This window comes from Sorangium sp. So ce887, assembly GCF_051521455.1.
Classification (GTDB): Bacteria; Myxococcota_A; Polyangia; order Polyangiales; family Polyangiaceae; genus Sorangium.
The window spans coordinates 11,755,969-11,778,266 of sequence record NZ_CP150354.1; the positions used below are offsets into that span (position 1 = coordinate 11,755,969).

At 67.4% G+C, this 22,298-nt stretch carries 17 protein-coding genes; 7 read left to right on the top strand and 10 right to left on the bottom strand.

Annotated elements, in window-relative coordinates; translation table 11 throughout:
• Positions 1-127: 127 nt before the first annotated feature.
• Positions 128-397, bottom strand: a complete 270-nt coding sequence (locus WMF36_RS44055; RefSeq protein WP_437576847.1) for a hypothetical protein — start codon at positions 395-397, stop codon at positions 128-130.
• A 608-nt stretch (positions 398-1,005) separates the two neighbouring features.
• Here WMF36_RS44055 and WMF36_RS44060 point away from each other — a divergent pair.
• Positions 1,006-1,236, top strand: a complete 231-nt coding sequence (locus WMF36_RS44060) for a hypothetical protein (protein WP_437576849.1) — start codon at positions 1,006-1,008, stop codon at positions 1,234-1,236.
• A 45-nt stretch (positions 1,237-1,281) separates the two neighbouring features.
• Complete coding sequence (locus WMF36_RS44065) at positions 1,282-1,866, top strand: hypothetical protein (protein ID WP_437576851.1); 585 nt, start codon at positions 1,282-1,284, stop codon at positions 1,864-1,866.
• Positions 1,867-1,923: 57 nt separating this feature from the next.
• On the opposite strand, the gene WMF36_RS44070 is transcribed toward WMF36_RS44065, so the two are convergent.
• Complete coding sequence (locus WMF36_RS44070) at positions 1,924-3,006, bottom strand: AraC family transcriptional regulator (protein WP_437576852.1); 1,083 nt, start codon at positions 3,004-3,006, stop codon at positions 1,924-1,926.
• A gap of 200 nt (positions 3,007-3,206) precedes the next feature.
• Positions 3,207-4,223: a hypothetical protein gene (locus tag WMF36_RS44075; RefSeq protein ID WP_437576853.1), complete on the bottom strand. Its 1,017-nt coding sequence runs from the start codon at positions 4,221-4,223 to the stop codon at positions 3,207-3,209.
• Between the two features lie 172 nt (positions 4,224-4,395).
• On the opposite strand from WMF36_RS44075, the gene WMF36_RS44080 reads away from it, so the two are divergent.
• Positions 4,396-5,805 (top strand): alpha/beta hydrolase family protein, encoded by a 1,410-nt coding sequence (locus WMF36_RS44080; protein WP_437576854.1) that lies wholly within the window; start codon positions 4,396-4,398, stop codon positions 5,803-5,805.
• A 43-nt stretch (positions 5,806-5,848) separates the two neighbouring features.
• Here WMF36_RS44080 and cysW read toward each other — a convergent pair whose 3' ends face one another.
• From cysW to WMF36_RS44100, 4 genes are all read right to left on the bottom strand, one after another.
• On the bottom strand, positions 5,849-6,769 hold the full coding sequence (gene cysW, locus WMF36_RS44085; protein ID WP_437576855.1) for a sulfate ABC transporter permease subunit CysW: 921 nt from the start codon (positions 6,767-6,769) through the stop codon (positions 5,849-5,851).
• 18 nt (positions 6,770-6,787) lie between these two features.
• The gene (locus tag WMF36_RS44090) at positions 6,788-7,708 is read right to left on the bottom strand and encodes an ABC transporter permease (protein WP_437576856.1); all 921 of its coding nucleotides are present in this window, start codon (positions 7,706-7,708) and stop codon (positions 6,788-6,790) included.
• Positions 7,708-8,772: a sulfate ABC transporter substrate-binding protein gene (locus WMF36_RS44095; protein ID WP_437576857.1), complete on the bottom strand. Its 1,065-nt coding sequence runs from the start codon at positions 8,770-8,772 to the stop codon at positions 7,708-7,710. The genes WMF36_RS44090 and WMF36_RS44095 overlap by 1 nt, the downstream gene beginning before the upstream one ends.
• 113 nt (positions 8,773-8,885) lie before the next feature.
• Positions 8,886-10,397, bottom strand: coding sequence for a hypothetical protein (locus WMF36_RS44100; RefSeq protein ID WP_437576858.1), 1,512 nt, complete (start codon positions 10,395-10,397; stop codon positions 8,886-8,888).
• A gap of 312 nt (positions 10,398-10,709) precedes the next feature.
• Between WMF36_RS44100 and WMF36_RS44105 the strand changes: the two genes are divergently transcribed.
• Entirely contained in the window at positions 10,710-11,762 is a 1,053-nt protein-coding gene (locus tag WMF36_RS44105; protein WP_437576859.1) for a 2-isopropylmalate synthase, read from the top strand.
• Here the strand turns inward: WMF36_RS44105 and WMF36_RS44110 are convergent.
• On the bottom strand, positions 11,749-12,084 hold the full coding sequence (locus WMF36_RS44110) for a hypothetical protein (RefSeq protein WP_437576860.1): 336 nt from the start codon (positions 12,082-12,084) through the stop codon (positions 11,749-11,751). The two genes, WMF36_RS44105 and WMF36_RS44110, sit on opposite strands and share 14 nt — an antisense overlap.
• A gap of 106 nt (positions 12,085-12,190) precedes the next feature.
• On the opposite strand from WMF36_RS44110, the gene WMF36_RS44115 reads away from it, so the two are divergent.
• The 3 genes from WMF36_RS44115 to WMF36_RS44125 all read left to right on the top strand — a co-directional run bounded on the left by WMF36_RS44115 (position 12,191) and on the right by WMF36_RS44125 (position 17,483).
• The gene (locus WMF36_RS44115) at positions 12,191-12,364 is read left to right on the top strand and encodes a hypothetical protein (protein WP_437483769.1); all 174 of its coding nucleotides are present in this window, start codon (positions 12,191-12,193) and stop codon (positions 12,362-12,364) included.
• A 942-nt stretch (positions 12,365-13,306) separates the two neighbouring features.
• Positions 13,307-13,990 (top strand): HNH endonuclease signature motif containing protein, encoded by a 684-nt coding sequence (locus tag WMF36_RS44120; protein ID WP_437576861.1) that lies wholly within the window; start codon positions 13,307-13,309, stop codon positions 13,988-13,990.
• 223 nt (positions 13,991-14,213) lie between these two features.
• Positions 14,214-17,483 carry a sacsin N-terminal ATP-binding-like domain-containing protein gene (locus WMF36_RS44125; protein WP_437576862.1) on the top strand — a complete coding sequence of 1,090 codons (3,270 nt, stop codon included), beginning with the start codon at positions 14,214-14,216 and terminating at the stop codon, positions 17,481-17,483.
• 808 nt (positions 17,484-18,291) lie between these two features.
• On the opposite strand, the gene WMF36_RS44130 is transcribed toward WMF36_RS44125, so the two are convergent.
• Positions 18,292-21,516, bottom strand: coding sequence for an HD domain-containing protein (locus tag WMF36_RS44130; RefSeq protein WP_437582039.1), 3,225 nt, complete (start codon positions 21,514-21,516; stop codon positions 18,292-18,294).
• A 76-nt stretch (positions 21,517-21,592) separates the two neighbouring features.
• Entirely contained in the window at positions 21,593-22,282 is a 690-nt protein-coding gene (locus WMF36_RS44135) for a hypothetical protein (RefSeq protein WP_437582063.1), read from the bottom strand.
• Positions 22,283-22,298: the final 16 nt, after the last annotated feature.

Sequence of the window (22,298 nt, forward strand, 5' to 3'; positions counted from 1 at the left end):
GCGCCGACGAGCTCGCCGGCCGGCGATAGCTCGGCCTCAGGAGGCAAGTCCGGTGGCAGGCGCATGCCGACCGCATTCGACCTCGCGCGGCGACTTCAGCGGCCTCGATGGCGAGGCCCGCGGAGCTTCAGGTGTGCCCGACGGCTAGCAGCTCGACTTGCTCGAACCCATTCACCGTGAAGGACATGCGGTTGTAACTCCCCAGATAGATCTCCCACTGGTCCCCCCCACCATGGAGCTTCGTGCACTTGATGTGCAGCTCCGTGGCGGCGGCGAACGGACCTCTGCTCGGCACGAGGGCGAGCCACTCGTTGAGCTTTGTTTCCTCGGAGCTCATGAGCCCCGCCTTCGAGAGCTGCTTCTCGTACTTCTTCTCCGCGGTAATCGTCCAGACCACGTCCGCCTCCTGTCCCCCCAGGCCAAGTCGTCGCGGGGGCCAAAATTATCGTGGCCGGTACGAAAGCTGTCAAGCGCGCCCCGCGCCTCTCGGGGCTTTCGGGATCGCTCGGCATGGCGGTCACATGCGCCGGCCGGGCTGGCGTTCGTTGCGAGCGTTGCAAGAGGCACGCCGGGCGGCCGACGACGCCTTTTCGACGATTGCGCCGCCCGGCGCCGCCTCGAACGCTCGTGGGCGAGCTGCGAAGCTCGCCGGACGTCGATTCCGTGACCTGAAGCGCTTGGCCCGGCCGGCTCCGGGCCGCCCGGCGCCGCGGCGGAGCCGTGGCCGAGCGGGTCAACAACTTGGCCAGAAGGGCAAAGGCCGGCGGCGGCCGCGGCGCTTAACCTCCCGGCATGTCGCTCGCCGCTCATCGCACCTCGCGCCTCCCGCGGGCGCGCAGCCTCCTGGCCGCTGCCCTGCTCACCGGGCTTCTGGCCGGCGGAGGCTGGCTGGGCCTCCACGCCATCGCACGTCCTCGGACGCACGCCGAGGGGATGACCGCTGATCACGCCCCGCCCGGCAGCCCGCTCGGCGCTCTCTCGAGATCGGTTGGCGATCTCGCGCCGGTGATCGGAACGGTCGAGGAGCGGCTCCGCGCAGGGAGCTACACCTACCTCGCCGTGCGGCCGGACAGCGGCGGCCCGATGTGGGCCGTGACGCTCGGCGGCGGGCATCCGGTCGGCGCGCGCGTCTCGGTCAGGAGCTTCGGCCGGCGCACGGAGTTCGCTTCTCGCCGCCTGCAGCGGACCTTCCCTGTGCTCGTCTTCGGCGTGGTCTCGCGCGCCGACGAGCGCTGATTCGCATCCACCCAAATCACCATCTTGCCTGTCATGAGGTCAACCATGTTTCGAGTCGATTCCGCCCTCTCGCGCGTCGTGCTGGTCGCCCTAGCCGCCGCGCTCGCCCCGGCCTGCAGCTCGGAGGACGAGGCGGGAACACCGGATGAACCGAGCGGCGGCTCGGGTGCGCCGACCGCCGCCTCGGAGTTCACGTGCACAGACGACGACCTGGAGAGCTCGCCGTTCGGCGGGCCGGGGTTCAAGGACGGGGCGCTCACGGGCGCCGCGCAGGACACCTATGTTACTTCGTCCACCTTGCTGTGGCTCAAGACCGACGAGGCGTCGCAGCGGCGATTCGGCGAGGTGATGACGCCCATCCTCTCGCAGCTGCCAGCGCAGGAAGGGCTCATCGGCTTCTCGCTGGGGACGTCGGCGAAGTGCGGCTATGCGCGCACGGTGACGGTGTGGGAGGACGAGGAGGCGATGGGGAAGTTCGTGATATCGGACGCGCACGTGGCGGCGATGGGCGTGGGGACCGACGTCAGCGTCCACGGCGTCGTGACCCACTGGACCGTCGGCGCGGGCGATCTCCCGCTGTCGTGGGAGGCAGCGAGAGAGAAGATCGCCGCCGCCGAGATATCCTACTGAGGCGGGCAGCGCTGGACACCCGGGGCCCCGGCCCAGCGCGAGGCGGCGCTCCAGCCGTCAGGCGCCGTTCGCCTTGCGTTCCACGGTGGGGGCAGCGCGAGGCGCCCGGCCGCCCCGCGCCTCCTCGCGGAGCTGGCCAGGCGTCCTGCCGGACCAGCGCTTGAAGGCCCGCGCGAAGGCCGTCACCTCCGAGAATCCCAGCAGAAAGGCGATCTCGGACATCGAGGTGTCGCTCTCGCGGAGCAGCTCCTCGGCGGTCCGACGGCGCACGTCGCCGACGATCTGCCGGAGCGTCGTCCCCTCCTCCTCGAGGTGCCGCCGCAGGGTGCGCGCGCTCGTCCCGAGCTGACGCGCCACGACGCTGGCCGAAGGCTCGCCCGAGGCGAGGAGGTGCGCGACCGCGGCGCGCACCCGATCGGACATGCGCGACGCCTCGACGGCGCGATGGCGGCGAAGATCCTCCGCGTGGCGGAAGAAGAACGCGCTCAGGGCAGGATTCGCGTCGCGAGGCACGACCTGCAGCAAGGACGCAGGGAAGGCGAAGCCGTCGCGCGGCGCGCCGAACTCGAGGGGGCAACGGAAGAAGTCCCTGTGCGCGGCGAGATCGCGCGGCGCGGCGTGGCGGAACGTGACCCGGAGCGGCGAGAACTCGACGCCTGCACAGTGGCGGAAACAGCGGACGTACACTGCCACGTTGCACTCCACGGCGATGCGCGCGCCGAGCGTGAAGCGGGGTGAGCGGTGCTGCTCGGCGAAGGGCGCGTCCGGATCCGTCGTGGTATCCGTCTCCCAGCGCGGCGTATCCATCAGGAGGACCATGTAACGGTCGACACGGCGGAGCGCCTCACGGGTGCTCTCGCTCGTCATGACCGCAAAGCCCATGACGTGCATCTCCTCCAGGCGCCTCTGCGCGGCGAAATGGATGGGCGCTCCGGGATCGTCGAGCGTGCGCACGACGTGGGCCCACAGGGCGTCGAGGGACGTGACCGGCATGCGCGCGTCCGCGTCGGTCAGGGACCCGGCCGAGAGGCCGGCAAGAGCGAGGAGATCACCGGGGCGGAGGCCGCGCGAGGCGGCGTAGGAGATCACCCGGCCGGCGACGGCCGTCGAGAGGGTGGGCCGGGACGGGGAGGCGGGCATGGCAGAGAGAGTCTATCACCAGGGGCGCCGCCCTGGAGGGCTACCTCGGGTGCGGCGATCTCGCGCGCCTCCGCGAACGGGAGCACCCGCGCGCGACCCGACGTGGGGGCCCGCTGTCGATTGCACCTGAGTCGAGGGCGGCGCGCTCGTGGTGCCCTCGCGGCGGCCTGTGCCGCGCGCCGACCAGGGGCCCACGCCGGCTATTTCAGATAGGCGCCGCAGCGCCCGTCGCCGTCCTCGACATCTTTCGCCGTCGCCTTTCCTGGAGGGAACGCCCCGCGGTCGCAGAGGGCTGCCAGGATGTCGAGGAGCTCCTGCGCCATCTCCTTGCCTGTGCTCCCGCGGACCTGACGGCCCATGGGCGAGCCCGGCTGCCCGTTCAGGATCTTGTGCCAGTCCTCGTACGCCTTCTGCCGCGCGTGCGAGCCGAGCGAGTAGGCGCCGTCGTCGAAGAGCTCCTTCGTCCCGTCGTCGCCGTGGCACGAGGAGCAGCGGTCCTTGATGTGAGCCTTCCCGCGGGCGGCGTCGCCGCCCGGCAGGAGCGCGTAATGCCCTTGAGCCGGCGGCTTGATCGTGAAGATCTGGTCGGGATGCGGGAGCGCGCCGTCGCGGACGCCGATCACAAACGCGGCCATGGCCTCGATCTGAGGGGGCGTGAGCACGTCGCCGTACGCGGGGATCTCGCGATCCCCCTTCGTGAACAGGAGGACGAGCTCCTCTTGCGTCTCGCGTCCCCCGAGGAGGTTCCGCGAGACGGCGTATCCCTTCGCCATCGCGCTCGGTCCATAGATGCCCTCGCGCCCCTTGAGATCCCACCCGAAGAAGTTCTTGAGCCGATAGTCATGGCCGGCGTCGTTGTTCACCGCCTCCCCGGAGCCGAGCTTCAGCGTCCCATTGCCCGAGGGACCGCCTTGACCATCGAGTGCCCCTTTCGTCTTCGAGCTATCGGGGACGAAGGCCGAAAATGGGGGCTTTTTCCCATAGAATTTATCGAAGAGCCGGCCGCCGAGCGCCGTGTCGATGGCGGGCGTCGCCGGCGCGGGCAGCGCGGGCAGCGCGGGGGCAGGGGCGGGCGTGGGCGCTGCGGACGGCTGGGCCGGCTCGTTTGCCGGCGCGGCAGGGCCGCAGGCCGCTACGCAGGCGAGGAGCGCAGGGAGCGAGGCCGAGAGGGGGGCGCGACCTGGAGCGAGCGCGCGGGGGCGGGCACGGTGGAGCAAGACAGTCTCCTGGCGAGGGGGGATCACGCGGCCACTGTATTCACCTCGGGCCCGGCGCCGCAACGGCGACCGCAGCTCCGTCGACTCGGGGGCCGGCGCCCATGAAACAACCGCGATCACCGGTCAGGTCGCCAGCATTGCGGAGAACCCCCATGGTTGCTAAAGCCGATGAGTGCGCCTGCTTGAGATCGTCTCGCTCCTCGCCCTCTCAGGCGCGCTCGTCGCGCTGACGTTTCGAGCTGGCTCGGTGCGAACACGCCGCGTCCTCTTCGGCGCGACCGCCGGCCTCATGGGCTTGCAGGCGCTTGTCGAAGGGGCGCGATGGCAGCTCTTTCCCGCCTACATCATCACGGCGGCCTGTGGCGCGCTCGTGTTTCTTCGGAGCACGGCGCCTCGGGCAGGCGCCAAGGTCTCCTCGATCCGGCGCGTATTGCGCGCCCTGCGCGTCGCGCTGGCGGCGGCCGCGCTGTCCGTCGCCGTGATCTTGCCGGCGTCCCTTCCGGTGCCCTCTTTCCCGTCGCCGGAGGGGCCGCACCCCGTGGGCACCGTCAGATTTTTGCTCGAAGACCCGGCGCGCGCCGATGAGGCGGAGCCGGGGCGCCCTCGCCGCCTGATGGCGCAGGCCTGGTATCCGGCGGACGCGAGCGCCGCGAGCGCTCCCCGGGCGCGGTACCTGCCCGATGTGGTGCAGACAGGACCAGCGTTATCCCGCACGTTCGGGCTGCCGTCGTTCTTCGCGAGCCACCTCGCGTACGCATCGAGCCACTCCCACGAGAACGTGCCTTTCGCGCCCGCCCTCGATCGCGCGCCGTTGCTCGTCTTCTCGCACGGCCACCGCCTCTCCTCCAGCCTGAACACGACGACGCTCGAGGCGCTCGCGAGCCAGGGATACGTGGTCATCGCGCTGGAGCACACCTATGACGCGGCCGCTGTGGTGTTCCCCGACGGCGCCGTCGCGCTGTCCCAGGCGCGCGTGCCCGATCAGGGGACGGACGAAGACGTGGCGTCCAAGACGTTCTGGGTCGGCGTCCGCGCGGCCGACGTGCGGTTCCTCCTCGACACCATGGCGGGCGCTACCTCCTCGCGGATTCCCGACATCCTCGCCCGACGGTTCGACGCCGCGCAGGTGGGCGTGCTGGGCTTCTCGCTGGGAGGCGGGACCGCTGCCGAGGTCTGTCGGACCGACGCCCGCGTCGCAGCGTGCGCCGACATCGACGGCCTCATCTACGGCGAGGCGACGACGTCCGGCGTGACGCAGCCCTTCCTGCTCATCGAGAACGAGGCGCGTGAAGACGCCATGGATGCCTTTGTCGCGCGCCTGCGCGGTCCCTCCTGCCGGGTGCGCGTCGCTGGCGTGACGCATGTCGGCTTCTCCGATATCCCCGCGATCACGCCGCTTCTGTCGTATTTCACGCCGCGTGGGCAGGATACCGAGCGCGGCGACGACACGGTGCGCGAGACGAACCAGCGGGTCACCGCGTTCTTCGACGCGACCCTGCGCCGCGATCGGGATCGCTGGTCGCGCGTGAGATCGGCTCACCCGCGGTTCTCGACCGCTTGCGATCGCCTGCCCGCGCCGTGAACGGGCGCCGCCTCGGGAGCCGTTCGCCCGAGCGCATGTCCACCTATCCGCCGTCCTTCTTCTTCAGCTCGCCCTTGAACCGCCACTCCACCGCCGCCTTCACGGCCAGCGTGATCACCGACACCCCGGCGAGGAGGCTGGCGACGGCGAACGCGGGGACGACGCGGACCATGTTGGCGTAGTAGACGCGCTCCACGTGGAGCGGCAGCGTCACCTGATCCGACGAGCCCGCCGAGACCACGTACACGGCGCCGAACTCGCCCATCGCCCTGGCGGTGCACAGGATGACGCCATACAGGAGGCCCCAGCGGATGTTGGGCAGCGTGACGCGCCAGAAGATCTGCCACCCGTTCGCGCCGAGGACGCGGGCCATCTGCTCCTCCTCGGTCCCCTGGGCCTGCATCAGCGGGATGAGCTCGCGCGCGACGAACGGGAAGGTGATGAACACCGTGGCGAGCACGATCCCGGGAAGGGCGAAGATGATCCGGGTCGAGACCTCGAGGCTCGTGAACCCGAGGCTCACCGCATAGGTCCTGTTCACGAACGCGCCGAAGAACCCGCTCGCCCCGAAGAGCAGGACGAAGCACAGGCCGGCGACCACCGGCGAGGTCGAGAACGGCAGATCGATCAGCGTGACGAGCAGGCTCTTGCCCCGGAACTCGAACTTGGTGACAGCCCACGCCGCCGCGACGCCGAAGAGCGTGTTGAGCGGCACCGCGATGGCCGTGGTGAGGAGCGTGAGCTCCACCGCGCGGAACGTCGCGCGATCGAAGACCGCCTGTCCATAGGCGCTCAGGCCCTCGCTGAAAGCATGCCAGAACACCACCCCCAGCGGGAGGACGAGGAACACGCCGACGAGCACCACGCACAGGCCGATCAGCAGCCGGCGCGCCCCGCGACCGCCGCCGGTGTCCGCATGGCCTGCCCGGGAGCGCGCGGCGAGCCTCTCGTGCCTCGGGTTCATCGGCCGCGCCGCGGGCGGTCAGCCCGCAGCCCTGTCTGCGTGGGCGCGCGCGGCGGCGCGCTGGAGCAGGTTGATCGCGAGGAGGAGCGCGAAGGACGCCCCGAGGAGCAGGACCGCGACCGCCGTCGCGTCGGCGTAGGTGCCCGTCTCGTTCACCTCGATCATCTTGATGATCACCTGGGATGCGATCTCTGTATCAGGCCGGTTGCCCGAGATGAAGATCACCGACCCGTACTCGCCGAGGCCGCGCGCGAGCGCCAGCGCGAACCCCGTGAGGAGCGCCGGCGCGAGCTCGGGCAGGACGATCGCGCGGAAGATCTGGAGCCGGCTGGCGCCGAGCGTGGCCCCCGCCTCCTCGACCTCCCGGCTCAGGTCCTCGATCACCGGCTGCACCGTGCGCACGACGAACGGCAGCCCGACGAAGGCCATCGCGATCACCACGCCGAGCGGCGCCAGGGAGATCCTGTCGTACACCGTCCACTCGATCGGCCACCCGCCCCACCCGCCGTGCGCGAACCCGCGCCACGCGGGCCACGGATACCGGAAACCCACGCCGGCGAGCGCCCCGCCGAGCAAACCGTTCTCGGCATACAGCGTGGAGAGCGCGATGCCGGCGACGGCCGTGGGGAGCGCGAAGGGCAGGTCGATCACCGCGTCGATGAGGCGCGAGCAAGGGAAGGTGTACCGGCCGAGCACCCACGCGATGAGCAGGCCGACGACGACGTTGAGGAGCGCAGCGACGAGGGAGGCGCCCAGCGTGAACCGCACGGCCGAGGCGACCCAGCCGCTCGTGATCACCCCGAGGAACCGCTCCCAGCCGAGCTCCGCCGTCTTCAGGAACAGCGCGGAGAGCGGCAAGAGGACCACGAGGCTCAGGTAGAGCACCGCGACGCCGAGGGAGAGCGAGAACCCGGGGAGCACGCGCGCGCGGCGCGACATCACTTCTTCCGCATCTTGTCGAGCTCGGCCCCCTGGCCGAAATGGACGCTCATCACGGTCGGCCAGTCGGTGAAATGGTCCTTGAACCGGAACAGCGACAGCGGCTTGAGCCGCTCGGCGTGCTTCCTCGCGATCGCCTCGCTGTACGGGCGGTTGTAGCGCTTCGCGATGAGCTCCTGGCCCTCGTCGGAGAAGTGGAACTGGACGTACGCCTCGGCGATGTCCTTGACGCCGTGCCGCTCGGCGACCTTGTCGACGACCGCGAGCGGGACCTCGATCGTGATCGAGTCCGAGGGGACGACGACCTCGAACTGGTCGGTCGTCGCCGGATCGGCCGCGATCTGGAGGATCTCGTTCTCCCAGCCGAAGAGGACGTCGCCCGTGCGCTGCAGGATGAAGCGGGTCGACGAGCCGCGCATGGCCGGGTCGAGGATGGCGTCGTCATAGACCTTCGCCGTGAATTCGCGCGCCGTGGACTCGGCCTCCGCGTCCGGCCGGCCCTCGGCCTTCGCCTTGCGCGCGGCGTGCGCCCAGGTCGAGAGATAGATCCACCGCGCCCCGCCGCCGGTCTTCGGATCCGGGCACAGCGACACGACCTCGGGCCGCGCGAGGTCCTCCCAGGCCTTCACCTGCTTGGGATTGCCCTTGCGGACCAGGAAGATGACCGCCGACGTGTACGGCACCGAGCCGTTCGGCAGGCGCTCGCGCCAGGTCGCGGGGAGCAGGCCCGCCTTGGCGATCGTGTCGATGTCGAAGTCGACCGACAGGGCGGCGACGTCCGTCTCCTTGCCGGCCGCGATGTCGCGCGCCTGCTTGCCCGACGGGCCGTGATCGGTCTCCACGTCGACATCCCTGCCTGTCGTCTGCTTGTACCACCGCTCGAACGCCGGGTTGAGCTCCTGGTAGAGCTCGCGCGTGGGGTCATAGGACGCGACCGAGAGCTTCGAGACCCGGCCTTCGGCGCTCCCCTCGGGCGCGGTCGCCGTCTTCTTCTCCTCGCACCCGAGGACGGCCAGGAGCAGGGCACCCAGCGCGAGCGCGGAACGGAACGCGGTTGTCTTCATCGTCTCATCTCCGGGGGGGAAGGCGGCCACTCTACCGCCGGACAAGGCCCTTGTCGCGAGGAGAGCTCCTGCGCGATCCGGCGGAGCGCGCAGGCGGCCCGTGAGCGTCGCGCTCAGGGCGCGAGCTTGACCGCGACCGGCGAGAGCTGCTCTTCGACCTCGAGGCCCACGCCGAGCTGTCCCTGGGTGTTCTCGCCCCAGCAGAGGACCTCGCCGGTCGTCCTCAGAGCGCACGTGTGGTAATAGCCGACGGCGAGCTGCGCCACGCCGTCGAGGGGCACGTCGACCGGCTGCGAGGACAGCCCACCCTCGCCGTGGCCGAGGGGGCCGACCCCCCACATCTTGAGCGCTCGCGCCTCGCCGGACACCGCGCCGCTCCGCTCGCGGCCCACGTCGATGTGCGCCGCCCGAGGCACCACGACCAGCGTGGGCTCCAGCACGGGCCCGTACCGATCGGCGCCCACCGCGCCGTTGTAATCGTTGCCGAAGCAGTAGACCTCCACGCCCTTGCGCGCGCAGGTGTGCCGGTCGCCCGCGACCACCTCCTCGACGCCCGCGGCGAGCGGCGCGAGGACGGGCACCGGCGACGACGCGCTCTCCTGCGAGCCGGTGCCGAGCTGGCCATCGAAGCTCCGGCCCCAGCAGAGCAGGCCTCCGTCGGAGGCCTTGATGGCGCAGGTATGATCCTGGCCGCTCGCGACCTGCCGGCTGTCGCTCCGGATGAGCGTCGGGGTGATGTACTCGGACTGCCCCGACTCCCCCTTGCCGAGCTGGCCCTCCTGGTTCGAGCCCCAGCAGTACAGCTCGTCGCCCGTCTTCACCGCGCACGAGTGCGCCGCGCCGAGCGAGAGCTGCACGACGTTGATCAGGCTCGGCACCCGCGCCGGCGCGCTCGACGCGGGGAAGCCGCCGATGCCGAGCTGCCCCGTCGTGCCGTGCCCCCAGCAGGTGACCGTCGTGTCCTCCATGATCGCGCACGTATGCGCGGGAGGGGCCGCGCCGGAGTCGCCCGAACGCAAGAACCCGCCGCCCGCCGCCACGTGGAGGACCTTGCCGGGAAGGGCGACCTGCGCCGGGAAAGGGAAGACCGGGTCGCTCCCCGGCTTGCCCGACTCGCCGAACGTGTTCCTGCCCCAGCACCACACGCTGCCGTCCCGCCGGAGCGCGCAGGTGTGGGCATAGCCGGCCGAGATCTCGACCGGGTCGTTGCAGAAGGCGCTCTCCTTCCCGTCCACGCACTCCGTCGCGCAGCGGTTGCCGCAGGCGCCGCAGTGCTCGGGGTCGCGCGCGAGCGTCTCGCAGCCCGGGGCCGCGGCGTCGCAGTCCAGGAAGCCGGTGTCGCAAGCGACGCCGCAGACGCCTGCCTCGCACGTGGGCGACGCGTTCTCGGCGGCGGGGCAGTCCTCCGGCGCGGCGCACGCGTCGCCGTGGCCGCCTGCGCCGCCGCCGGTGCCTGCGCCGCCCGCGCCGCCGCCGCCCTCGCCGCCCGCGCCGCCGTGGCCTGCGCCGCCGCCCTCGCCGCCCGCGCCCGACGTGAAGTTGCGCTCGGAGGGCGAGCAGCCGGCGCAGAGCGCGATCGTGAGGAGCGCCAGCGAGGTCGTCGTCGAGCGGGGCATGTGGGTCATCGAAGCTCCTGAAGCGGCAGGTGTACCGGAGCAGCAGGTTGCTCCTGGAACAGCTTTTTACGCTGCCGCTCCCCGCACGCAATGCGGGTCCGGCCGCCCGCAGCGCGGCCCGCTCGAGGCGCGCGGGAACGTCGACGTCTGGAGCGACGATCAGGGCAAATCGGGCGCGCCGTGAGCCGGGGCGCGCGGCGGGCCCGGAGATCGGGACCTGCTCCGGCGGCCGACATGAAGTAACCTCTCCCCCGCGCCGGCTCGACGCGGCGCGCCGCGCATGCGCCACGCCGAGAGCCCCCGCGAGATGACATGCAGCGCATGAGCCCCGACGACCGGGAGCCCGGCGCAGCGGCCCTGTTCGACTGGAATCGCGCCGAGCCCGCGCCCGCGGAGCGCCGGCTGCCGCCGGGCGGCGTGCCCGCCGAGGCCTGGGCTGCGGCGTGCGCCGAGGCCGAGGCGTGGCTGCCCTTCGGCCGGGGAGCCCGGCCGGTCGAGGTGCTCGACGAGACGCTGCGCGACGGCATCCAGGGCGTCTCCACCGTCAACCCGCCGAGCGCGCACAAGATCGAGCTGCTCCACGCGATGGCGAGCATCGGCGTCGACGCGGTGAACCTCGGCATCCCGGCGGCCGGGCCGCGGCAGCTCGAGGACGCGTGCCTTCTCGCCCGGGAGATCGCCTCGTCCAGGCTGCCGCTCGCCCTGACCGCGGCCGCGCGCACGATCGCCGCGGACATCGAGGAGGTCGCCCGCGTCGCGGACCGCACGGGGGCGCCGATCGTGGTCTACGCGTTCATCGGCAGCTCGCCGATCCGGCACTTCGTCGAGGGGTGGGGGCCCGACTTCCTGGCCCGCAGCGTCGAGGCGGCCGGCCGGGCCGCCGCGGCGGCCGGCTTGCCCTTCTGCCTCGTCGCGGAGGACGCGACCCGCTCGCCGCCCGCCATGCTCGACACGCTCTTCCGCGCCGCCGTGGACGCCGGCGCGGCGCGCCTCTGTCTCTGCGACACGACCGGCCATGTCACCCCGCCGGGGGTCGCGGCGCTCGTCGCGTTCGCCCGGCGCGAGCTCGCCGCGCTGGGCGCGGCCCGGATCGAGCTCGACTGGCACGGCCACAACGACCGCGGCCTCGGCCTCGCCGCCGCGCTCTGGGCGGCGGCGTGCGGCGTCGAGCGGGTCCACGCCACGGCGCTCGGCGTCGGGGAGCGGGTGGGCAACAGCTGCCTCGAGCTGCTCATCGACAACCTCGGTCGCCTCGGCTCGCGCGCCCCGGTGCCGCGCGAGCGCCTCGCCGCGTACTGCGCGGTCGCCTCGCGCGCCCTCGCCTGGCCCATCCCGCCGGATCACCCCATCGCGGGGGCGCTCACCCGGGCGTGACGCCGCTGACGCCGCTGCCGCCGACGCGCGCCACGGCGGCGCGGACGATCGGCGCCGCGGGCGCGAGCGCGTCCGCGAGCTCGCCGACCCGGCCCGCCGCGCGCTCGGCGCGGGTCCACGCCGACGAGAAGCCGAGCGTGCCGGGCGGGTGGGCCGCGGCGAGGGCGATCGCCTGCCGCAGATCGTCGCCGACCGCGGCGATGGCGTGGAGATCTGCCACGCCCGCCCCGCGCGCGCGCGCCGCGGCGTAGAGCGCGCGCACGATGCCGAGCAGGTCGCGGGCGGCCTCCAGCGGGAACGGGTCGTGGCGGATCGAGAGCACGCCTGCCGCAGATCACGGAGGCCGGGGCGCGGCGTCAAGCCGTGCGGCGTCCGTGGGGTCCAGCGTGAAAATTACAATGGATCGGGAATTGCACTTGAAGAATGCCATGAACAATCGCACCCATGAGCTCGCAAAGACGGACGTACCCGGCGGCGACGACGAGGACCCGCTGCCGCCCAACCCGGGCGACCCGGGCCCGGAGCAACCCGAGCCGCCCTCGCCCGACCCCACCCAGGACCCGCGCATCCCGCCGCAGGGCGACTTTCCGCGCGGGGTCTGATCTCAGCGCGCGCCGCGGCGGGGGCCGGGCTGTGATGGTGCGGTCCTGGCAATCACCGCTGTCGCCACTGTGACCCTCTCCCATGGGCGATCGCGGCTGTCCCCGCTGTGACCCTCTTCCATGGGCAATCGCGGCTGTCTCCACCCTGGCGGCGCAGGTGCTCCTCCGCGTGAAGACGGTTTTGCAGGCCGACGTGCCCGCGCGCCGGCTGTTCGAGTCGCCCACCGTGGCCGGTCTTGCCCGCGCCGTCGAGGATGCGCGGCGCGCGGAGGAGCGAGGCGCCGCGGCGGAGCGCCCATGCCGACGAGCACGCGCACTGCCACGCCGACCCACGCCCAATCCCGTGGATCCGAGTTAAAGGAGACGGCCACCGCGCCGCACCCGGGAGACCCCGCTCTTTTCATCAGGCAGCCCATCCTCTCATAGACCGCCCCCTCCGATTCGCCGGAAGGTGCGGACCCGGCCTCTCGGCCTTATACACGACGCGTGCGCGCACGATGCGGCGCATTCCGCCGCGTTCGTAGCCGAGTCGCGAGGTCTCCTCGACCCGATGCGCATCGCCGTCGCATCGAGCTCAGGACAGGAGAGCTCGATACGGACGACGGGAAGGGCCTCGCCGCCGAGCGCTCGGACGCCACGCGGACGATCTCGCGCCCTACCGCAAACGCACTGTCCGCAGAAATTGCGGGTTCTTGGGCGCATTTGAAAGTCGCAGTGCTGCCCGGCAGGGTGAAATTGCCGGCACCGCGTCCACCATCACTCTACATGTAGGTCAATGGCGCAGCAAGTCCGAGCGTGAATCCGGGTTGCCATCCCCTTACTTCTTCCTGGTAGGAACGCCGCCACATGTGGCGCGCAGCCGGCATGACCGGCCCCCGGGGTGCTTGACAAGCAGGGTTAACCGTCGGCTACGCTATCTACCCACGATGAAAAGGGAGGGACATGCCTCGAAAAGCGCTCAGCGAATCCGTCGTCGCCGATCTAATGGTCAAAACACGTCGTAGATGCTGCCTATGTGTTTATCTGGAGGGCAATGGCTCGCGGAAGAGGCTTCAGCTCGCCCACATCGACCGCAACTCAAGCAACGACGCAGTGGACAATCTCGTTCCGCTCTGCCTGGAGCATCATGATGAGTACGACTCCACAACGCGCCAGTCTAAGAACATTAATCCTCAAGAAGTGCGCGCATACAGAGACCGCCTTATCCGCGAAATCGCCAGTGGCGTATTGACTTTTGGAGAAACAAAAGCGCGTGAGGAACTCGTGGCGGAAGCACTTACGGAGCTTGATGATGCACGTTCCTACGCCTTCTGCGTGCTGTTCGCGGAGATAGAGCGAATTCTGCTCAAGCATGACCCAATTGGAATCGCGGAGGGCGGCCCGAGCGAGTATGATACAGAAGCCTACGATATCGCCAAGGGCCTGCGAAAGGCTAACGGGGGACTCGACATTGAAATACTCTGTCACGGCGTCATTGCCAGCTGGTTCCTCCCGAGCGTCGCTGACGGTTTCGCCGGGTACCCACAATTAGCGTCGAACATCGAGAATGCGTGGAATCGATACGTCGCATCTGTCGCATCCTATCAAGCCGGGAAGGACCGGTATAAGGAGCCTCGGACAGCATGATCGAGGTTGGAAAAAGAGCGCCCACCTTTGGGTCGGATCTGACGAACAGCGGCGCTGCGCACGTCGTTCCTTGGCCGCCGCGCTTGCATCCGCCGTTCGCAGCTCAACCCGGCATTATGCAGCAGCCGGCGTTCATCGGCCGCCAAGCAACGCGAACACCAGACCATGGAAGCATGGGAATAGCGGAGGGCTCGGATCGAATTTTCTCCGAGGCAAGCCCAGAATGAGCGACAAGGCCCTGACCGACTACCGCGATGTTCGTGAGGATCAGCTCGTCCGCAATGAGGCGAGGCACATCCGGTCGAAGATCAACGACGCCCGAGGCAGCCGCCACGACGCCGGAGTCCGGTGGCCCTTCGAGCTCTTACAGAACGCACTCGACGCGGGCCCGCGCCCAGGTTGCGACCGCGTCGAGGTACGCCTCCGTCAGAACGGCGACAAGTTCGTCTTCGAGCACGATGGCGCGTTCTTCACGTTGAGGGATTTGGCGGCGCTCCTCTCAGGAGGCTCCAGCAAGGAGTTCGAGTCCGAGGACACCACCGGACGCTTCGGCACCGGTTTCCTCGTTACCCACGTGCTTGCCCCACGGACGACCGTCTCTGGGATCTTCGCGACGGGCGAGGGCCTCGAACGCTTCGCACTCATGCTCGATCGCGGCGGGGATGAGGAATCGATCGTCGCCAACATCGCCGCCTGCGATGCCGCGATTCGATCAGCCAGTCCGCTCCTGACGACCGACGGTGTTCCCTCCGCCAGCTTCACGTACGTTACCGACGATTCCGCGACGCTCCACCTCGGCATGGCCTCGTTTCGCAGTGCCGTGCCGTATCTGTTCGCGACCTGTGAGCGGCTCGGTCGCGTGACCTTCGAGACCGAAAGCGGCACCCCGGAGACGTGGGAAGCCGGGCCCATGACGTCACGCACCATGGATGCTGCGCTGGTGCACGAACGCCCCCTCTCGTGTCGGCGAGATGATCAGGGTGCCGAATACCGCGCCGTTCGAGTCGCCGCGGCCTCATCTCCGAACCAGGCTGCACTCGCGGTTCTCCTCAATGTCGAGGGCCGGTGGCGGCTGCAGCTACCCGCTCACGACTTCCCACGTGTGTTCTGTCGGTACCCGATCCGGTCCTCGACGTTTTTGCCCATCAACGCCGTTCTGGACGCGCCGTTCGATCTTGATCAGGAGCGCCGCCGCATACTCCTGGATAAGGAAGAGGTGAAACGAGTCTTTCACTTGTCGGTCAGCGCAGTCGTGCCGCTCGTCCGCCTCGCCTACAAGGAAGGCTGGGATGACCGACACTGGCTCGCCCGTGCAGCACCGTCCCCATCGTCCTTCGCCGACAAGGAGGACGAGCAGGAGACCGACTGGCTGACGAAGGAGATGCGTTCTCTAGCGGACGAGTTGGTCCGGCTGCCGATCGTGGCGACGAGGAACGGCCTCGGTGCGTCGGTCGAGGGGACGGACGGCAACTGGTTCGCGGACTTCGTCGACGCGCATTCCGACGGCACGACCATGAACCGCTTGTGGCCTCTTGTGGATGACGCCGAGGATCTGTGCCCGCCCGTCGCTGAACTAGCTGACGCATGGGCGGCGATTGCTTCTGGATGGCACGACCTTGGCGTGCAAGTGAACCAGGTCGGGCTCGCCGTGCTCGCCAAGTATGTACGTGGCGATGCAGAGCGGATCGAGGACTTGAGCGTCCGCTGTGACAAGCGGGAGTGGATCGCCCGGTTCCTGGACGTTGTCGGTGAATGTTGGGCTGGTCGTGGTGTCAACGCCGACCTCGTGGAGCGGATGGTGCCGAACCAGAGTGGGGCGCTCGTCCCTCGAAAGGACCTCAAGCGTGACGACGGCATCCCTGATGCCTTAAAGAAGATCGCCGATTCCCTGGGATGCGGCGTCCGGTCGCGGCTGGTCGATCTGACGATCCTCGAGATAGCGCGCGAGCAGTCGCTCGGGCATGTCGAGAGCGTCCTGAAGTCCGCCTTTCCCGTCGCGATGGCGGAGGACGACGTTCTCGACGAGTGTGTACGCCTGCTCGAGAAGCAATTTCCGAAGGCCGAGCGACTCTCCGACTCAAATCGCGCGCTCATCCTCGCGAGCATCCGGCTCCTTGACTACCTTGCGCAAAAAGGCGACGCGGCCACCTCGTTGGCCGCCCGCGTGCCGTTGCTGGCGCATGACGGGACGTTTGCGCGTACGTCAGCCCAGCGAAAGATGATCTCTCCCGTCGAGACCTGGGACGAACGCGCACGGACCTTTCACGCCGCGTATCCGCTTGAGCGCGTGCTCGCACCAGAGTATGTCGGGACGAACATCGTCGCGGCGCTCATTGGCTGGGGCATCGCGTTCCGCGAGCCCTTGATCAAGATGAGGCCCGCCGACCCCATCAAGGACGATCGGCTCCGCTGCCTCGCAATCGAGGGCGAGGAGACGGAGGGCGTCCAAGTCCATGGCGAGGAGTTCACGCAGATCGCACTCCTGCACGAGCTGCTCCCTCGATGCCAGGAACGAGACGAAGCCGCCTCCCTGCTCGGGCTGGCCCTCTGCTACATGGCTCCAGCCGACACCTCATGGCGGAATGAGCGCGTAGTAGTGGGTCGCCGTTCCGGTGCCGACGTTCCGATCACGGTGAGGGGGGCGCTCTGGCTCGCGGATCTCCGGGCGAGAGCGTGGGTGCCTGTGCGGAGCGACGAAGGCAGGACAAGTCAGGTGATGCCCACGCCTGAGTCGCTGAAATCCCTCTTAGACCCCGCGTGGCTTCGAGGAAACGTCGCTGCGCTTGAGTTCCTCGGTCGCTTCTTCGGGTTCGACGCCCTCGACCTGCAGCTGCTTGCCGCACATGATGACGAGAGTCGACAAGAGCTCCGCGACCGTCTTGCGCGCATCGTGGAGCTCGCCGGCGCCAATCCAGAGACGCTCGTCGAAGTGGAGGCAGAACTCCAGGTGAGGAAGAAGCGTGCGCAAGACGTTGCGCGCTGCCGAACGCTCGGCCTCGACGTTCAGGCCGCGATCAAGCTAGCCCTCGAGGCGCAGAAATTGACGGTAAAGGTCGTCGATGTCGGCTATGACTTCGATGTTTCCTGCAGAGACCTTGATGACGCAGCAAGCAGGTTGGAGGTCGGCTCGTATTTCGTCGAGGTGAAGGCGACGACGCATGGCGACGCGAAACTGACACCCAAACAGGCCGAGACGGCCTCGCAGCGAGCGGATCGATACATTTTGTGCGTCGTGGACCTGAGAGGGATTCCCGAAGAGCGCCTCGACGAGCCGTGGTCGATCGAGGATGTGCTTTCGCTCGCACACTTGGTTCCTCAAGTCGGCACGCTCGTGCGGGGCACGTGGGAGCTTGTAGAGGAAGCGCGGACCAGCGAGGTCGGTCTGCGCAACGAGAACGCTCTCCGGTATGCCGTACGCCCGGAGGTCTGGGAGGAAGGCTGCTCGATCCGCGAGTGGGTAGCAGCAGCATTCAAGGCGGGGGTGCGTGACTGAATCACGGAGCCCCGTGATGCGAATCTCGCCCGGATGCCGTCGGAACGAACCTGCGGTGGCGAACCGTCGCGATCCGTCACATTCGCCGAGGTTTTCGAGAGACGTGAACCCGGATCGCACGGGTTCGAAGGGCATGGACCCAACCCGGGCCCAACCGCCGGACCACGGGCCCGGGGAGCTCGCGATGGTCCATCCGCCGCCTCGGGCGGCCGTCGTCGCCTCGCTCGCCAGCACTCTGAGCCGAGCCGTCGCCCTCGGGGATGTGGAGGCAGCCCGGGTCGTTCATGAGGCGATCGGTCAGCTGCTCGGGCTGCCGGTGGCACTGGAGGGCCGAGCAAGCGCGCGCCGACGGTAGCCCGCCACATCGGGACGGTCTGTCTCTACTCCGCCGGGAACGCGGCTGCCCTGGTGGCCGTGCTCCCGCGCAGGGGACACCGGCGCCAGTTGTGCGCCACTGGAGGACGGACAGCTTTTCGCCGCGGATCCGCTGACCCACAACGCCGGCGGGAGCAGGCGCCCTCGCCCACGGAGAGGTCCATGAGCGCTCCCTCTGGATCTGCTGTAGATTTAAAAGGCGCTCGGGGCCGGCCGAACCGTGCGAAGCGACAGAGAATGCCGGGAGAATTAAGCGAGCTGACGACGGTTTGGCACCATTGCCTTCGGTAGCTGGCCATTCAGGAGCCCGTACTGGTCATTAGATATGCGCGGGCGGACCCGCTGCAGATCGGCTGAACGACGACGGGCTGACGGCGTCTCGGTCGCCGCGAACCGAGCTCCTTGCTTACCTTGGGGAGGGATCTCCGAAGTGCTAGGATTTCCTGGGTTTCGAACCCGTCGGCGCTCTAAGGCGTCGTCGCCGGCGAGGTGTCGCATCTGGCAGCTCAATCCACCATTCTAGGCCAGGATCATGAAGCATCGATTCATGGCTACGGATGAGGGACTCGGTGTCCGATCTAGTTTCCCAATGCCCCGGGCGCACAATGCGCACGAGCTGATTTCGGTACTGTTCCCAAAGGTAAATTGAGACGTCTGGAGCGCCCACTACAAGCTGCCACACATCATGGACTAACTGAGAATGCCGTTCCGTAAGTGCCTTCCACACCTCTTCGCCGTCCCTGCTCGTATGCCGGAGGACATCGAGCAACCAGGCGGCGGCGCGAGCCCGATTCGACGTAATATCCTCTCTGGGAATCACAGGAAACTGACCTGCGTCCCGCAACCAACGCAATGCAGACGGATCTAAGGCACGTATTATTGGGTTTGCGCGGTTCACTACCGCCTGCCTCCGCGTCTTAGTGTTGTCGAATGACACCAGTAGCACCTGGCTCCAGGATGGCGGGAAATCACTTGTCAGCATTGAGATATTTAGCAACGACTCCTCAAGATCTGATCGTTGTGTGTCAACACGACCATCGAGCCAGAGCCCTGACAATCCGACGCCGGAAGAATTCTCGTGAAGAACGATCCGATGCGGAGCATGCGCAGGCGCATGCCACGAAAGTTGATTACTATCTCCGACACTCCCTATCAGCTCCAGGAAGAGCACATCACGCCCGTTCCATCGTCCAATTCCTTGCAGACGACCACTCTTCCCCTGCTGGCGATGATTGTGCCAGAAAAACTCAACAGCCTCCGCAACGGGAAACGAGAATTCTTGCCATCGCGCGACATTGTCGCCAAAGAACATCCAATGAGGCTCTATTGGCACCAGCAGTGGAACGTTTGCAGCCGCATGATTGAGCGTCGCATAAACGGTCGATCGGTTATTGTCAATAAATTCTTTAATAATATCGCGACCCACCTGCATGATATGCGCATAAATCTGCCGCAACGCTGGTCCCGCCACTTCAAGCTCGAAACGGCCCACATCGATCTTTATTGCCGTTCGATCGATCAGGTCGAGCTCGGCGATGACATGAGGGGCATCCCATCGTGTCGGCAAATTTAGCTCCGTTCTCATCCCGTTCCAGGCGGCCAGAACCACCATGCCCGGGGGCAAGAACACATGTTTGTCATCTAGGAGCTTCTCGACGCAGAATCCACGCCCGTCTGTCTTTGCTCGCATAAAGGCTAGAGAATTTCCGCCGGGCAACTTAAAATATGGCATGGTCAGGCGAGCTCTGCCTAGGCCGCTTGGTAAGTCAATTTCCTTGCGAAGCCACATTAGATTGGACCGAGCGTCTTTTTCTAGCCGCTCAATCCACTGTCGTGAGCTTTCTGCGTCAGCGCTCGTGCCCTCCGACCACCAATTCTTCGGAATCCCATGGATTTGGTTTAGGTCTTCCTTTCTTCGATTGATGTCTTCTAATATAATATGCGCAAGGCTGTCATCCGTCGCTGACCAGCCCGGCAAAAGATTCCACGACGAGCCGTCGTGCCGCGTGAACGAGAAGCGGCAGGGCACCGCTGCCAGAGTCCGGGTCACATATTGCTCGAATCGGCTTGTCCACTTTGCGAGATCCTCTCCTATGATGTTCTTCTTGAGGCGCAGGCGCACCTCTGTGCCAGGTCGTGACGTGCGCTGAATTGGCGTTAGCTGACCAAATCGGCCAATTCCCTCTGTCTCGAATCGCCAGCCTCCTTCTGGTGGGCTCAATATGTTCCCGTCGCGACACGTGTCGATTGTTATGCGATCGGCGAGCATGAAATAGCTCAGTACACCAATTCCGAACTGGCCCGTGCGTTCGATGGAAAAGCCTGCTGCTCTGCATCTGCGCTCAAGGTCAACGAGATCGTGTCGACGCGCGATGCCGCTCACCAAGAGGTGGTCGCGAATGATCGCTTTGGTCATACCTACGCCGTTGTCCTTGCAGACCAGCCAATGTTTGTCGCTATGCGACTCCACCCTCAGCGCGACCTCGTGCCTCTTTCGCAGGGCTAATATATCGAATTGGTCCATGGGATCGGGCAGGTCAAGTCGCTCACGTGCGATCTTCTCCCGGACCGCGTCGAACGCGTTCTGCATGAGCTCTCGGACAGCGACGATAGGATCCTTGTATAGTTCGACTCCTGAGAGTAGGGACAGGACCTTGCTGACATTGGGCCGGAACGCACCGTCGATATATTCGTAACTCCCGTGCTGTGGCCGGATGTCCGGCGTGATGCTGACGGGGAGATCCCAATGGTGCGGCAGGTCCCTGGGATGGTGCGGGCATACCTTGAACGGTTGCTCTTCGGCGAGCCGACGGCAGGTCTCTAGTTCGATGTTCACGCCCTCCACGGTCTGCTCGATGGCTCGGTGTAAGTATGCATCCTTCGGTCGAGCAGCTATGGCAATATGCGCTATCGACTCATTTTTATTGCGTGCTATTCGAAAGCTGATTGCCTGGTCTTTGGCCCAGTAAATGCGGCTATCGGGGGCGATGTCTCGGTGCTGCAGGATAACATCCGGTGTGCGCTCTGGATCGAACTCTAGGATGTCGGCGACTCGGAGCACGCAGGCGAGATAGCGAAGCTGAACGGGGACGGCTCGCACGCCGCGGAGCATCGGGTCGAAGCGCTCGCTTCGAAGGTCTTGGTAACCCTCGTGGTGGCTGCAACAGAGGGTGACGAGATCCTTCGCCCAGTCCGGGTAGAGCGGTGGTTCGAGCTCGCGTAGGTGATTCTCGATCCACTCTCCGCTCCAGTCGTTGTGTCGCTCGCGGCAATAATACATCACGATTTCGTCCGCGAGCTGGAGCTCGTCGTTCGTGGGCCTCCCTCTCGTCAGAGGTGGCTCGATGCCCCGTTCGTCCTCATCGAGCGTGCGCTGAAATATTTTTACTTCGTACTCCGTCAAATCGCCCCGCTCGCCAGTGATAAGGTAAGCTCGGTGCGCAACGAACTTTGACCGCTCAGGAGTCATCCCAATGTCGTGCAAATATGCGGAGAGAAGCAGCAAGCCGAGCTCGTACCCCGAGAGCTGCGACAGGACGTCCGGCGGGACTACCTCGGCCATGCGCTCGGCGACGCGGAAGGCGTGGCCTGCATCATGCAAGGTGAAGTCAAGGAGCGGTGTGCCTCCTTGATCGAGCACTCGCTGGATCTTCGGCATGCACCGGTCGTGTGCGAGAAGCTGCCGTGTCGCGGTTGCATCGTCGCTCTTAAGTGACTCCAGCGTCGTCCAGAGCTTAGTCTCCTTCCAATCCCGCTTCTCCGATGGCCTTTTCATCACGTCCTCCTGGCGTCGAAATGCTGTATTTTTTTTGGCACGTGCCTGGTCGGACTAAAACCGGCGCGCTCATCACACACGCGCGAAGCCTGTCCTTTCTCTCATCTTCGGCTCCGTTGAGCTGACGCCCTTCCGCTGGCCGGCAGCCCGTTAGGGTCTGCGCCTTATAAGCGTGCTTCCCCCGACTCCGCGGGCGGCATAACGTCGTCGAAGACGGCAGCCTATTAGTCCACGCCGGGAGTGAGGCGGTGGACGAAGCGGACACGCGATCGCGCCGGGCCCGCCTCATCTGGTTGCCACTCACCCGCGCGTCGTCGCGCGCGACGCGCAGCAGCACGCTATCCTCGTCGGCGAAGGGCATGCTGAGGAGCTCGTCGAGGAATTCTACCATCCGCTGCGCATCATGCGCGCGCATGCGCTCGGCCCCCAGCGTGCGCAGCTCCTCCGAGCGTACCTCGATCGGTTCGCCGTCGCGGATCCCGCACGCACTCTGGATGGCCGTGCGGAGCATCCCGAACGCAGCGCCCCTTCGGAGCGGGTCGCCACGGCCGATCCAGACCGCGACGGGCTCGTTGCGCTGCCGGACGCGGCGGACGATCTCGTACGCGAGTCGCGACTTGCCCACGTTGGCCGGCGCGGTGACGAGCAACGACAGCCATCAGGTG